This window comes from Sphingobacterium sp. NPDC055431 (assembly GCF_053644255.1).
Window position 1 is genome coordinate 159,814 of record NZ_JBSHLH010000004.1, and the last position, 13,811, is coordinate 173,624.

Here is a 13,811-nt window from a genome sequence, read left to right on the forward strand (position 1 = left end):
TAAAAGATGTCAAAAAGAGATTATTACGATGTCCTTGGTGTAACCAGAACGGCAGAAGTAACAGAAATAAAAACATCATATCGTAAGCTAGCCATCAAATACCATCCAGATAAGAACCCTGGAGACAAAGAGGCTGAAGACAAGTTCAAAGAGGCTGCTGAGGCATATGAAGTCCTGAGCAACCCTGAAAAAAGAAGACGTTATGACCAATTCGGACATGCAGGCAACTCTGCTTCTGGATATGGTGGTGGCGGCATGAACATGGATGATATCTTCAGTCAATTTGGAGATATCTTTGGTGGTGGCAACCCATTTGAAAGCTTTTTCGGAGGCGGCGGCGGAGGTACTCGTGGCGGACGCCGGGTACAACGCGGAACAAACCTGCGGATCAAAGTAAAACTTACCCTTGAAGAAATTGCAAAAGGAGTTGAGAAAAAGGTAAAAGTAAACAAACAGGTAAAATGTAATACCTGTGATGGTACTGGTGCCAAAGACAAAAACTCGTACCATACCTGTAATACCTGTGGTGGTTCTGGTTCTGTAAGACGTGTAACCAATACTATCCTTGGTCAGATGCAAACCACAAGCACCTGTCCTACCTGTAATGGTGAAGGTGTCGAAATCACTGCCAAATGTACTTCTTGTAAAGGCGAAGGTTTAGTTCGTGGTGAAGAGACCATTTCAATCAATATTCCTGCAGGAGTTAGCGAAGGCATGCAACTGTCCATGAGTGGAAAAGGTAATGCTGCACCACGTGGTGGGATCCCTGGTGATTTGATCATCCTGGTTGAAGAAGTCCCTCACGAAACGCTTAAACGCGATGGCATCAATGTCATCTATGATCTTTATATCAATTTTGCTGATGCTGCTTTAGGCACGAGCGTAGAAATCCCGACCATTGATGGCAAGGCAAAGATCAAGATCGAACCAGGTACTCAAGGTGGTAAGATCCTCCGTCTAAAAGGCAAAGGTCTTCCAGAAGTAAATTCCTACCACAAAGGTGACCAATTGGTTTATGTGAATGTGTGGACTCCAAAAACAGTTTCAAAAGAAGAAAAAGAACTTCTAGAAAAACTTAAGAACTCTGCTAACTTCAAACCACAACCTGGTAAGAGCGAAAAATCATTCTTTGAGAGAATTAAAGAGTATTTTGAATAATAGATGTGAGATTTGAGATCTGAGAAATGAGATATTAATTTGAATAGAATTTCTACTATCTCTAAACTCAAATCTAAAATCTAAGACATAAAAAAAGCTGGTTTTAATAAACCAGCTTTTTTTATGTCTTAAAGAATCGCTTCCCTTATCCTTTGCAGTTTCACCAACAGATCTTCTAACAGATCCAGGTGGAGCATATTTGCACCATCAGATTTGGCATTTGCAGGATCAGGGTGAGTTTCAATAAACAGACCATCAGCACCGACTGCAATGGCAGCTTTAGCAATTGTCTCGATCAATTCCGGTTTACCACCTGTCACTCCTGAACTCTGATTTGGCTGTTGCAAGGAATGCGTACAGTCCATAACCGTAGGAACATTAAAAGATTTCATAACTGGTAATCCTCTATAGTCTACGATCAAGTCCTGATAACCAAAAGTATTCCCACGGTCAGTAAGAACAACTTTAGGGTTTCCAGAATCTTGAACCTTTTCTACAGCGAATTTCATCGATTCTGCTGATAAAAACTGTCCTTTCTTGATGTTAACGACTTTTCCAGTTTCTGCTGCAGCAACCAAAAGGTCAGTCTGTCTACATAGAAATGCAGGAATCTGCAACACATCCACATACGCAGCGGCCATTGCAGCCTCCTGACTTTCGTGAATATCTGTTACGGTAGGTATGCCAAAGGTCTTCCCTACTTTCTCCAACACCTTCAATGCTTTTTCATCCCCAATTCCGGTAAAGGAATTACCTTTCGAACGATTTGCTTTACGATAAGATCCTTTAAAAATATAAGGGATGTTCAGTTTATCAGTGATATTTACGATTTTATCCGCTATACGCAAAGCGATCTCTTCACCTTCAATGGCACAAGGTCCTGCCATCAAAAAGAAAGAAGAAGAGTTGCCATTTTTTATTTCTGGCAAATATGTATTGATCATATAATTTTAATTACCTAGTTCCGACATAAATTTGATGCGCATCAGTTGGATATCCTCAAAGGAGTAATCTTCCTCCCCCAATTCATCCAATGCAGTTTCGATAGCATCATTCTCTGCAGTTTTGAAATAATCATAGACTTCATCTTGACGGTCCTGATCGATCATTTCATCTACAAAATAACCAATATTCAGTTTGGTTCCTGAATTTACGATAGACTCCACCTCACGCAAAAGATCTTCATAACTGATTCCTTTTGATGAGGCAATATCTTCCAAAGAGATCTTTCTATCGATATTCTGGATAATAGAAACTTTTAAGGCAGATTTATTGGCCGTGCTCTTGATCACTAAATCCTGTGGCCTATCGATATCATTATCCTCCACATACTTTTTGATCAGTTCTACAAATGGAGCCCCAAACTTCATGGCTTTCCCGGATCCAACACCTTGGATTTGTTTCAACTCATCAATGCTTACCGGATAATGGGTGCACATTTCATCTAATGAAGGATCTTGGAAAATAACAAATGGTGGCAGCGACTTCTGTTTAGCGATCTTCTTTCTAAGATCCTTTAACATTTTCAGCAACTCGGCATCCAATGCACCTGCCTGAGCAGAACCTTCTTCTGAAGAGTCTGATTTTGACATTTCCATCGGTTTATTTAAGATAAACTTCAATGGATACGGATTATTGATATACTTATTACCACCTGAAGTCAATTGCAATAGACCATAGTGATCAATATCCTTCTTGATAAAATCAGCTAATTCTGCCTGGCGGATCAAGGAATTCCAGAAATTCACTCCTTGCTCCTTCCCAGTACCAAATAAGGCATGGGTATCATGTTTATATTTCGAAATAGGCTGATTGTTCTGTCCAATCAACACATTGATTATATGCTGATCATCAAATTTATCACCCTGCTCTTTTATAAAATTCAGTACAGTCAATAAAGGCTCCTCGGCATCGAAATAGGTTTTTGCCGATCGACAATTATCACACATGGAATTACATCCAGTTTCGTCAAACTTCTCCCCAAAATAATGGAGGATCTGCTTCCTTCGACAAACAGCCGATTCAGAATAATCAATCACTTCCTTCAATATCTGAGTGCCGATTTCCTTTTCCGAAACGGGCTTATCTTTCATGAACTTGGTCAGCTTCTCTACATCTTTTTCAGAGTAGAAAGCCAGACAGTAACCTTCCCCGCCATCACGGCCAGCACGACCAGTTTCCTGATAGTATCCTTCCATTGATTTTGGGATATCATGATGGATAACATATCGGACATCAGGTTTATCAATACCCATTCCGAAAGCAATCGTCGCTACGATCACTTCAATATCTTCCATCAAAAACTTATCCTGTGTATCAGCACGGGTCTTTGCGTCCAAGCCAGCATGGTATGGAAGGGCTTTAATCCCGTTGATGTTCAATACCTCAGCTATCTCCTCCACCTTCTTACGGCTCAGACAGTACACAATACCGGCCTTTCCTGCATTGTTTTTAATAAAACGAACGATCTGCTTAATAACATCTTCTTTAGGCCTCACTTCATAGTACAGGTTCGTACGGTTAAAGGAAGACTTAAACAAGGCTGCATCATTCATCTGTAGGTTCTTACGGATATCAGACTGAACCTTTGGAGTAGCGGTGGCCGTCAATGCGATAATTGGAATATCCTCACCAATTTCATTGATGACTTGACGGATCTTACGATATTCCGGTCTGAAATCATGTCCCCATTCTGAAATACAGTGCGCCTCATCAACGGCCACAAATGAAACTGTTATGCTCCTTAAAAAGTTAACATTTTCCTCTTTGGCCAAAGATTCAGGTGCTACATACAAGAGCTTGGTTTTCCCTTCTTGCACGTCCTGTTTTACGCGTTGAATTTCATTTTTGGTAAGGGAGGAATTCAAAAAGTGCGCGATGCTATCTCTACCTCCAAAAGCGCGAACTTGGTCGACCTGATTCTTCATCAAAGCAATAAGCGGTGAGATTACAATTGCAGTCCCTTCGCTCATCAGAGCCGGCAACTGATAACAGATTGATTTCCCGCCACCTGTAGGCATTATGACGAATGTATCCTTCCTGTTCAGAACGTTCGTAATAATTGCTTCCTGATCGCCTTTAAAAGTGTCGAACCCAAAAAAATCTTGAAGATTGTCGAAAAGTGATTTTTCTATTTCCATTGACTATGCAAAATAAATAGATGTAATAACGGTATGAATAATACGTGTTAAATAATGTATTTTTGTAGCGAACACATCATATTTATATATAAAATTAAGGAAATATTACGTGAAAAACAATATAGATATCAAATCGTTGGCACAGAGCACATTTGAACTTGAAGCGGCTAACGTATTGGCTCTATCTGAAAAAATCGACAGCGATTTTGTAGAGGTAATTGAGAAGATTTTGACGCTGAAAGGTAGGGTAATATTAACCGGAATCGGAAAAAGCGCAATCATCGCTCAAAAAATTGTCGCAACCCTAAATTCCACCGGCACTCCTGCCATTTTTATGCATGCCGCAGATGCCATTCACGGTGACCTTGGAATCATCCAAAAAGATGACCTTATCATCGCGATTTCAAAAAGTGGCAATACACCGGAAATCAAAGTTCTGGTCCCATATCTTAAACAAACAGGGAACATCTTAGTAGCCATGGTTGGAAACCATGAATCCTTCCTTGCTGAACAAGCGGATTATATTCTGGACACCAGCATTACCAGAGAAGCTTGCCCTAATAATTTAGCCCCAACCACCAGTACTACAGTTCAACTTGCTATGGGTGATGCCATTGCTGTCTGTCTGCAGACCAAAAGACAGTTCACCGATCAAGATTTCGCTAAATACCATCCAGGTGGCGCTTTGGGAAAACAACTATATCTAAAAGTTAGTGACCTTTCTGATCATAACGGTGTCCCAATGGTAGCTGCAGATGCGAATATCCGTTCCGTATTGATCAGTATTACCGAATATAGACTTGGAGCAACCGTGGTCATTGAAAACGAAAATATCCTTGGAATCATTACCGATGGCGATATCCGTCGCATGTTAGGCAAATATGAGGATGTTTCTGGCCTTCAGGCAAAGGATATTATGTCCTTAAATCCTAACACCATAGACAAAACTGAACTGGCAGCAAATGCTCTTCACCTCATGCGCCAGAATAGTATCTCCCAATTGGTGGTTACCGACGAAGGAAAATATGCAGGCATTATTCACCTGCAAGACATTTTAAAAGAAGGTATTATCTAATATCAAGATTGTAAAATTCTTGTGTGTTTATTTCAAAATCTCACTAAAGAATCGTATTCTTATAAAAATGGTCTTAGATTTGATTGAATAAAGCAACGAAAAAATTGAAACGATGAAAAAGATTACAAGTATATGTGCAGTATTGATTGCATTTATTAGTTTGACTGCGATGGGAATGTTTGCTGCAGAGTTTAAATTTGACAAAGAAACCCATGACTTCGGAAAGATTCCTCTGAATAAACCGGTTTCTCATGAATATAAATTCAGCAACTCGGGAGATGAACCAATCATTATTTCAGATGTACAACCAACTTGTGGATGTTCTGTAGCAGAATTTACCAAAACTCCTGTTAAACCAGGAGAAGCGGGAACCATTAAAGTAACTTTCAATGCAGCTGCTAAAGGTCCTTTTACAAAATCATTTATTGTAAAATCAAACACTAAAACACCTGTTAAAACGCTTACTATCAAAGGTATCGTAGAATAAGGAAAATTACGTTCAGAATGAAACAATTCTGAGAAAAAATAAAAATATCATGGAAAGCCGACCTCTTGAGGTCGGCTTTCATTTTTTAGGACAAGCTCAGTTTTATTTGTATTTTTGTAATGATTGAAAACATAATAAAATTATAATGCCAACTATTTCACATAAGGGCATCAATATGCCTGCATCGCCTATTAGAAAACTAACTCCTTTTGCCAATCAGGCAAAAAAAGATGGAAAGAAAATTTACCATTTGAACATAGGCCAACCTGATATTGAAACTCCTGAAGTCATGTTAAATGCTTTAAAAAACATTGATTTTAAAGTTTGGGCTTATACTTCATCTGAAGGGACTCTTTCATACAGAACTAAATTAGCTGAGTATTATAATAAGATCCATTATAACATCACTCCTAACGACATTTTGGTTACCAACGGTGGCTCGGAAGCAATTACCATTGCGATGCAAGCCTGTCTGAACCCAGGTGAAGAAGTTATTATCCCTGAACCTTTCTATGCCAACTACAATGGCTTTGCATGTTCAGCAGACATTATCGTAAAACCAATCATGTCTGTCATAGACAATGGTTTCGCATTACCTTCCATTGCAGATTTTGAAAAAGTAATTACAGAAAAAACTAAAGCAATTGCAATCTGCAATCCAAATAACCCTACTGGATACCTGTATTCACGCGAAGAGCTGGAGGCATTAAAAGAATTATGTCTGAAACATGATCTTTACCTATTCTCTGATGAAGCTTATAGGGAATTTTGTTATGATGGCCGCGAATTCATTTCCCCAATGCAATTAGAAGGTCTTGAACAAAATGTAGTGGTATTTGATACTGTTTCTAAACGCTATTCCGCTTGTGGAGCAAGGATCGGATGTATCATCACCAAAAACAGAGAACTTTACTTAACGGCATTGAAATTTGCTCAAGCTAGACTTAGTCCTTCATTGGAAGGTCAGATCGCTGGAGAGGCTGCAGTAGATACTCCTGATAGTTATTTTGAAGCGGTATCCAAGGAATACACTGCAAGAAGAGATACATTGGTCAATGGTCTTAATAAAATTGATGGTGTCTTCTGCCCTAACCCAGGCGGTGCGTTCTATGTCATTGCAAAACTGCCAATCGATAATGCAGATAAATTCTGTCAATGGATGTTGGAGAAATTTTCATACAACAATGAAACAGTGATGATGGCTCCTGCAACTGGCTTCTACTCCACTCCTGGAGCAGGATCGAATGAAGTGCGTTTAGCTTACGTCTTAAACCAAGATGATCTTAAAAAAGCATTGGTTTGCTTAAAAAAAGGTCTAGAAGAATATCCGGGTAGAACAATTTAAGTTTATACCTAAATCAATTTCGAAGGTCGCTAGTTAAACTAGCGACCTTTTTATTTTTCCGCACATACTTATCTTAATAATTACATAAACAACACTTATTAAAACACTGCATTTCAACTATTTATAAAAAATATACAACAATTTGCAATCTTTGGCGTTTATAATAGTAGAAACTAATGAATAATATATATGGATAAATTAAAGAAATTCGAATTAATGGAGAAAATATCCAGAGAATTAGAGGACATTAGAAATAGCCAGCAGGCTGTTTTAGAAAAAATCGCAAAAGTTGAAATTGACAATATAGAGTTAGGTGATAAAACTATCGAAAGCAAAATCCCTGATATCTATCAGCGAACTGCAGACAACTCTGAAGCTATTCTGGAGATCCTCAATTCCTTCCAGGAAAAAACAGATGACTTTGGAAGTAAAAATAATATCGATCAGTTGAAACAACAACAGGAAATCGATAATATGAAATAATAGAAAAAGGCCTCAATTTGAGGCCTTTTTCTTTATATATCTTTTCCCTAGGATTGGGGCAATTCTATTTTATCCTTTACCAATTGAATCACAAAATTCAACTGCTCAACCTGGTTCAGTTCCGAATTATCCAGTACGATGGCATCTTCAGCCTGTCTTAACGGACTTTCTTCCCTGGTACTGTCAATATGATCGCGATGTGAAAGGTTTTCTTTCACCTCCTCCATCGTCAAAACCTCCCCTTTTGCTGACAGTTCCGCAAATCTTCTTTCCGCGCGAACCTGTGGGCTTGCCGTCATAAAGATCTTTAGGTCTGCCTGCGGAAATACCGTTGTCCCGATATCCCTACCGTCCATCACGATATTCCTTTTCTTTCCCAAATCCTGCTGTTGTTTGACCATAGCCTTACGAACAGCCTTCAATGCACTCACTTCAGAAACATATTCAGAAACTTCCATCGTTCTGATTGCGTCTGAAACGTCATTACCGTTCAGTAAGATTTGGGTCTTTTCAGGATTCGGAGTAAAATCTATATGGATGTTTTCCAAAGCTGTAGACACAGCCTCCTCATCATTGATATCGATTTGGTTCTGTTGAATATATAGGGTTACTGCCCTGTACATTGCACCACTGTCGATAAAAACAAAGTTCAATTCTTTCGCCAATGCTTTTGCAACTGTACTCTTTCCGCATGATGAGAAACCATCAATAGCAATTACAAAATTCTTCATAACCATTAGTTGGTTCCTCCAATCATTACACCGGGTTTATTTACCAAAGGAATCTTGATCAGATTCTCATCAACGATACTTTCTGGTAAGAAAACATATTTCTTGTCATAAATAGTACCGTTTATATAATAACTCAACCAATATTCATTGGTCAAACCGAAAACCTGAGGATCGATCGCTTCAATTTTTTGAGAAGTCTTGGCTTCCATATCACCAATGAAATGTCTCAAAATGGTTGTTTTCACTTCCTTTCCATCCTTTATACCATACCCTTTTGAGGAAACAAGTACATTCTGGATGGCAGCTTTTTTTTCATTGATCAAATAAACATTCCAAACCTTTGTAGTCGGAGACTCAGTTTCCAGAACAACGGCAACCGAGATATCTTCAACTTTATTTAAAGGTAGATCCTTCTTCATTTTATCCTATTTCTTTTTAGCAGTAGCTTTCTTAGTCGTTGTCTTTTTTGCTGTTGTTTTAGTCGCTTTCGTTGCTTTGGCAGCTTTTCTCGCCGATGGCGATTTACTGTCTTCCTCAGCCCATTTCAGTACGTCCGCATAAGTGATCTTCTCAACTTCTGTACCTTTAGGGATTTTTAGGTTCTGCTTACCAAAACGAACGAATGGTCCCCAGCGTCCATTTTCTATCTTAGCCTCTGGGTTTTCATCAAAAATCTTGATGACTTTATCCTTATCTTTCTGACGTTTTTCCTCGATGATCTGGATTGCCTGATCTTGCTCTACATCCAATGGGTCCAGCCCTTTTGGCAAGGAATAGAAACTGCTGTTGTGACGGATATATGGCCCAAAACGACCAATAGCAACTGTCATTTCTTTCCCTTCAAATTCCCCCACTTTTTTAGGAAGCTTGAACAATTCCAAGGCTTCTTCTAAAGTAATGGTTTCGATCATTTGACCTTTACGTAATGAAGCAAAAACTGGTTTTTCTTCATCGTCCGCCGTTCCAATCTGAACCAATGGTCCAAAACGTCCTACACGAACCGAAATCGGTTTGCCCGATACGGGATCAACACCAAGTTCACGTTCATGGGTAGCACGATCGGCATTATCTAATGTATTCTGTACTTCCGAATGGAATGGACCATAGAAATTGGACAGCATATCGGTCCACTCCTTGAATCCTTGTGCAATCTCATCAAATTCCTTCTCTACTTTCGCCGTAAAATGGTAATCAACGATTCCTTTGAAATGTTGAACCAAGAAATCGTTCACCAAAACACCAATATCCGTTGGGAACATCTTATTACGCTCAGCCCCGGTAATTTCAGTTTTGGTCTGTGAACTTACCTGGCCGCCATTTAAGGTAAGGATCCTGTAGGCTCTTTCCTTCCCATCACGGTCTTCCTTTACCACATAGCCTCGGTTTTGAATCGTCGAAATGGTAGGTGCATAAGTCGAAGGACGACCAATACCTAATTCTTCCAATTTCTTAACCAATGAAGCTTCCGTAAATCTTGCCGGAGGTCTAGAGAACCTTTCAGTGGCATGCATGATCTCTAATTTCAGATCCTGTCCCTTACTTAACGGTGGAAGGATGGCATTATCTGAATTGTCCAAATCAATTTCATCGTTATCATCATCGGAAGATTCAAAGTAAACCTTCAGGAAACCATCAAATTTCATGACTTCTCCTGTTGCTACTAGATCTTCAGTTCTGCTGGAAATAGAAATCTTAGCCGTCGTTTTTTCAAACTCTGCTTCACTCATCTGCGAAGCAATCGAACGCTTCCAGATCAGTTCATATAATCGCTTCTCCGAATTATCCCCATCAATCGTATGATCGTTGAAGTAAGTCGGACGAATTGCTTCGTGAGCCTCTTGGGCCCCTGCACTCTTCGTACGGTATTGACGTAACTTATGGTACTTTTCCCCATAGGCATTGATAATCTCAGCTTGTGCGCCCTGTAATGCCGTGTCAGATAAGTTTACCGAGTCAGTACGCATATAGGTAATGCGTCCAGCCTCATATAAACGCTGAGCGACCTGCATGGTTCTAGCAACTGAAAATCCTAATTTCCTGCTCGCCTCTTGTTGTAAGGTCGAAGTGGTAAAAGGTGCAGATGGAGTACGCTTTGATGGTTTTGTCTCTAAACTCTTGATCTGGAACACAGCATTGGCACAATCGTTCAGAAACTGATTAGCTTCCTCTACTGTGGCAAACCTTTGTGGCAATTCTGCTTTGAAACGATCCTTGGCATTGCCAGTATTAAATATGGCAACGATCTTGAATGCAGCTTCTGCATTAAATTTATTGATATCCCTTTCGCGCTCAACAATCAATCGAACCGCTACGGATTGAACCCTTCCCGCAGAAAGTGAAGGCTTAACCTTTCTCCATAAAACCGGAGATAGCTCAAAACCAACTAACCTATCCAATACACGGCGTGCTTGCTGTGCATTGACTAAGTTAAAATCTATCTTTCTTGGTGATTCTATCGCTTTTAAAATGGCTGGCTTGGTAATCTCATGGAAAACGATACGTTTGGTTTTATCATCCTTTAATCCCAAGGTCTCAAATAAGTGCCAGGAAATAGCTTCCCCCTCACGGTCCTCATCGGACGCTAACCATACTGTCTCTGCAGATTTCGCTAACTTCTTTAACTCACTGACCAAAGCTTTTTTATCCGACGGAACCTCATATTTCTGTTTGAAATTATCTTCCGTGTCAATCGCGTCATCGGTTTTCACCAAATCACGGATGTGACCATAACTGGATTTTACTAAAAAATCTTTGCCTAAATATCCTTCTATTGTTTTAGCCTTTGCGGGTGACTCGACTATCAATAAATTTTTTGCCATTTAAATTCTTTGATTTGATGCAAAGAAAACGATTTCAAAATGGAATGCAAATTCTTTTTTATCCCCAATGGCAAAAAAGTGAGTACAATCATTTATCATTTAATCCAAATATCCAGTAAATAAAACACTGCAAAAACCACGGAAGCAATGCCATTGGTGGTCATAAATGCTCGGTCTACCTTACTTAAATCTGTCGGACTTACGATTCGATGCTGATAAATTAATAATGCCGCATAAAAGGCAACACCTATATAATATAAGGTGCCGACCGGCATATATAAAACAGGTAAAAGCACAAATATAAAGGACAGGACATGAAGCACTTCAGAGATCCTTAATGCCGTCTTTCCTCCAAAATTTGCCGGAATCGAATTCAACCCATTCGCCTTGTCAAATTCTTCATCCTGCAAAGCATAAATTATGTCAAAGCCACTGACCCATGTCAATACGGCCAATCCATAAAAAATCGGTACGATATTAAACTCCCCTGTAACGGCTAAATATGCACCAACCGGCGCCAAACCTAATCCTACCCCTAGAACAATATGACATAAAGGAGATATTCTTTTCATATAGGAGTAGAACAAAATCACGAACAAAGCTATTGGTGACAGCACTAAGCACATGAAATTGATGAAATAACAGGCAACCATAAAAACAATACAGTTTATTACCGTAAATAATAAGGCCTGCTTGGGACTGATCCGCCCCGCGGGAATATCTCGAACAGCCGTTCGTGGATTCAAAGCATCAATATCCCGATCCAAATACCTATTAAATGCCATGGCCGCATTCCTTGCCGTGACCATACAGACCAACATCAAAAGGAACAATTTCCATTCAAATTGATAATCCGTCGTATGGATAGCCAAGAAAAAACCGATGATAGCAAAAGGAAGAGCAAATATACTATGTGCAAAGAGCACCAAGGACATATATTTTTTCATAAACTAGCTAAGTGGAGAAACAAAGTTATTGTTGATTTCACTTATGGTCTGTAATACATCCTCACAACCTAATTTTGTCTCTGCAGAAGTCAAGATATGTGGCGGCACTTCCTCAAACCAAACCTTCAATGCCTTTCTGAACTTGGCGATATTTTGATCCGCTTTGACCCCCGAATGCTTATCGGCTTTCGTGAACAACAAAAAGAATGGTATCCCCTGCTCCCCTAACCAATAACAAAAATCCAAATCTATCTTCTGTGGCTCATGTCTACTGTCAATCAAAACAAATACACATTGCAAGTTTTCACGCTTCGTCAAATATTCACGGATGAATTTCTCCCAGGTCGCACGGTTCTTTTTGGAAGTCTGAGCAAATCCATAACCCGGTAGATCGACCAAATACCACTCATCATTAATGATAAAATGATTGATCAATTGGGTCTTACCAGGTTTCTGTGAAGTTTTAGCCAAGCCCTTCCTACGGGTGATTGCATTGATCAAAGAAGACTTCCCTACATTCGACCGACCAATAAAGGCGTACTCCGCTTTATTCGCCTCAGGAAGCTTATTGACATCTGTATTACTGGTTAAGAATTCTGCTCGATTGATATTCATAAGGCAAAGGTACGATTAAAAACGCTTTTATTTCTTATCAGAATAATACCTAGACCGCATTCAATTCAAGAAAAATTCATAATTTCATCAACAAATCCATATATATGCTCGAAATTAAAAATATTGTTAAGCAATATGCCAATCATAAAGCATTAGACGATGTTTCCATACATGTACCTTCCGGAAAAATATTTGGCCTATTAGGCCCCAATGGCGCAGGAAAAACATCGCTGATCCGAATAATCAATCAAATTACAGCACCCGATGCAGGACAGATCCTCTTCGATGGCCAGCCATTGAACTCTTCCCATATCGGTAGAATTGGCTACCTACCGGAAGAACGTGGTCTCTATAAAAAAATGCTCATCGGTGACCAAATGATCTACCTTGCCCAACTGAAAGGCCTTAGCAAAAACGACGCAAAGGAAAAGATCAAATACTGGTTTGAAAAATTGAAAATAGAAAGCTGGTGGGACAAAAAAGTAGAGGATTTGAGTAAAGGGATGCAGCAGAAAGTACAATTCGTTGCAACTGTCCTGCATGAACCTGACCTCATTATCCTAGACGAACCTTTCTCCGGATTTGACCCCGTAAATGCCCAGGTTATCCAAGATGAAATCCTTGAACTCAATAAAAAGGGTGCCACCATTATTTATTCCACCCACCGTATGGAGTCTGTGGAAGCCCTATGTGATAACATCGCACTCCTAAACAAATCAAAGGTTATACTAGAAGGTTCCGTTAAGGAAATCAAGAATAATTATAGAAATCAAACCTATAAGATCGAATACAGCTTGAAACCAGAAACCGAGCGCATTCAGCTCGATCCAACTTTATGGCAAATCATGGAAAACGAATCCAACGGCAGCAATGCCCTCACTATCCAGGTTCCTGAAGACAAATCCTTAAATGATGTATTGACCCATTTGATTCCTCAGATCGAAATCCAACAGATCTTTGAAATCATCCCTTCCATGCACGATATCTTTATTGATAAAGTAACTAAATAAC

Annotated in this window: 13 protein-coding genes; 6 read left to right on the top strand and 7 right to left on the bottom strand. The window is 39.5% G+C overall.

Translation table 11 applies throughout. The features are described from left to right. Window positions 1-6 precede the first annotated feature (6 nt). Window positions 7-1,158 carry a molecular chaperone DnaJ gene (gene dnaJ / locus ACWIB3_RS06350; RefSeq protein ID WP_093096560.1) on the top strand — a complete coding sequence of 384 codons (1,152 nt, stop codon included), beginning with the start codon at window positions 7-9 and terminating at the stop codon, window positions 1,156-1,158. 128 nt (window positions 1,159-1,286) lie between these two features. Here the strand turns inward: dnaJ and kdsA are convergent, their stop codons facing one another. Beyond that, complete coding sequence (kdsA, locus tag ACWIB3_RS06355; RefSeq protein WP_454291201.1) at window positions 1,287-2,102, bottom strand: 3-deoxy-8-phosphooctulonate synthase; 816 nt, start codon at window positions 2,100-2,102, stop codon at window positions 1,287-1,289. Between the two features lie 6 nt (window positions 2,103-2,108). Next, window positions 2,109-4,298 carry a DNA helicase RecQ gene (gene recQ, locus ACWIB3_RS06360; RefSeq protein ID WP_185212166.1) on the bottom strand — a complete coding sequence of 730 codons (2,190 nt, stop codon included), beginning with the start codon at window positions 4,296-4,298 and terminating at the stop codon, window positions 2,109-2,111. 109 nt (window positions 4,299-4,407) lie between these two features. Between recQ and ACWIB3_RS06365 the strand changes: the two genes are divergently transcribed. The 4 genes from ACWIB3_RS06365 (at window position 4,408) to ACWIB3_RS06380 (ending at window position 7,688) form a co-directional block, all read left to right on the top strand. Continuing rightward, window positions 4,408-5,373, top strand: a complete 966-nt coding sequence (locus tag ACWIB3_RS06365) for a KpsF/GutQ family sugar-phosphate isomerase (protein ID WP_454291202.1) — start codon at window positions 4,408-4,410, stop codon at window positions 5,371-5,373. A gap of 112 nt (window positions 5,374-5,485) precedes the next feature. Further along, window positions 5,486-5,860 carry a DUF1573 domain-containing protein gene (locus tag ACWIB3_RS06370; RefSeq protein WP_093096571.1) on the top strand — a complete coding sequence of 125 codons (375 nt, stop codon included), beginning with the start codon at window positions 5,486-5,488 and terminating at the stop codon, window positions 5,858-5,860. Window positions 5,861-6,005: 145 nt separating this feature from the next. Beyond that, window positions 6,006-7,205, top strand: a complete 1,200-nt coding sequence (locus tag ACWIB3_RS06375) for a pyridoxal phosphate-dependent aminotransferase (protein ID WP_454291203.1) — start codon at window positions 6,006-6,008, stop codon at window positions 7,203-7,205. Window positions 7,206-7,394: 189 nt separating this feature from the next. Beyond that, window positions 7,395-7,688, top strand: a complete 294-nt coding sequence (locus ACWIB3_RS06380) for a hypothetical protein (RefSeq protein ID WP_093096576.1) — start codon at window positions 7,395-7,397, stop codon at window positions 7,686-7,688. Window positions 7,689-7,735: 47 nt separating this feature from the next. Here ACWIB3_RS06380 and cmk read toward each other — a convergent pair whose 3' ends face one another. From cmk to yihA, 5 genes are all read right to left on the bottom strand, one after another. Further along, window positions 7,736-8,425 (bottom strand): (d)CMP kinase, encoded by a 690-nt coding sequence (gene cmk, locus ACWIB3_RS06385; protein ID WP_454291204.1) that lies wholly within the window; start codon window positions 8,423-8,425, stop codon window positions 7,736-7,738. Then, window positions 8,425-8,838 carry a hypothetical protein gene (locus tag ACWIB3_RS06390; RefSeq protein WP_185216352.1) on the bottom strand — a complete coding sequence of 138 codons (414 nt, stop codon included), beginning with the start codon at window positions 8,836-8,838 and terminating at the stop codon, window positions 8,425-8,427. Before ACWIB3_RS06390 ends, cmk begins: the two co-directional genes overlap by 1 nt. A gap of 6 nt (window positions 8,839-8,844) precedes the next feature. Beyond that, a complete protein-coding gene (gene topA, locus ACWIB3_RS06395; protein WP_185212171.1) occupies window positions 8,845-11,238 on the bottom strand; it encodes a type I DNA topoisomerase in 2,394 nt (797 codons plus the stop codon). A 95-nt stretch (window positions 11,239-11,333) separates the two neighbouring features. Further along, entirely contained in the window at window positions 11,334-12,185 is an 852-nt protein-coding gene (locus ACWIB3_RS06400) for a UbiA-like polyprenyltransferase (RefSeq protein ID WP_313259289.1), read from the bottom strand. Window positions 12,186-12,188: 3 nt separating this feature from the next. Further along, a complete protein-coding gene (gene yihA, locus ACWIB3_RS06405) occupies window positions 12,189-12,800 on the bottom strand; it encodes a ribosome biogenesis GTP-binding protein YihA/YsxC (protein WP_454291205.1) in 612 nt (203 codons plus the stop codon). Between the two features lie 104 nt (window positions 12,801-12,904). Here yihA and ACWIB3_RS06410 point away from each other — a divergent pair, with 104 nt between their 5' ends. Next, the gene (locus ACWIB3_RS06410; RefSeq protein WP_185212174.1) at window positions 12,905-13,810 is read left to right on the top strand and encodes an ABC transporter ATP-binding protein; all 906 of its coding nucleotides are present in this window, start codon (window positions 12,905-12,907) and stop codon (window positions 13,808-13,810) included. Window position 13,811 lies beyond the last annotated feature (1 nt).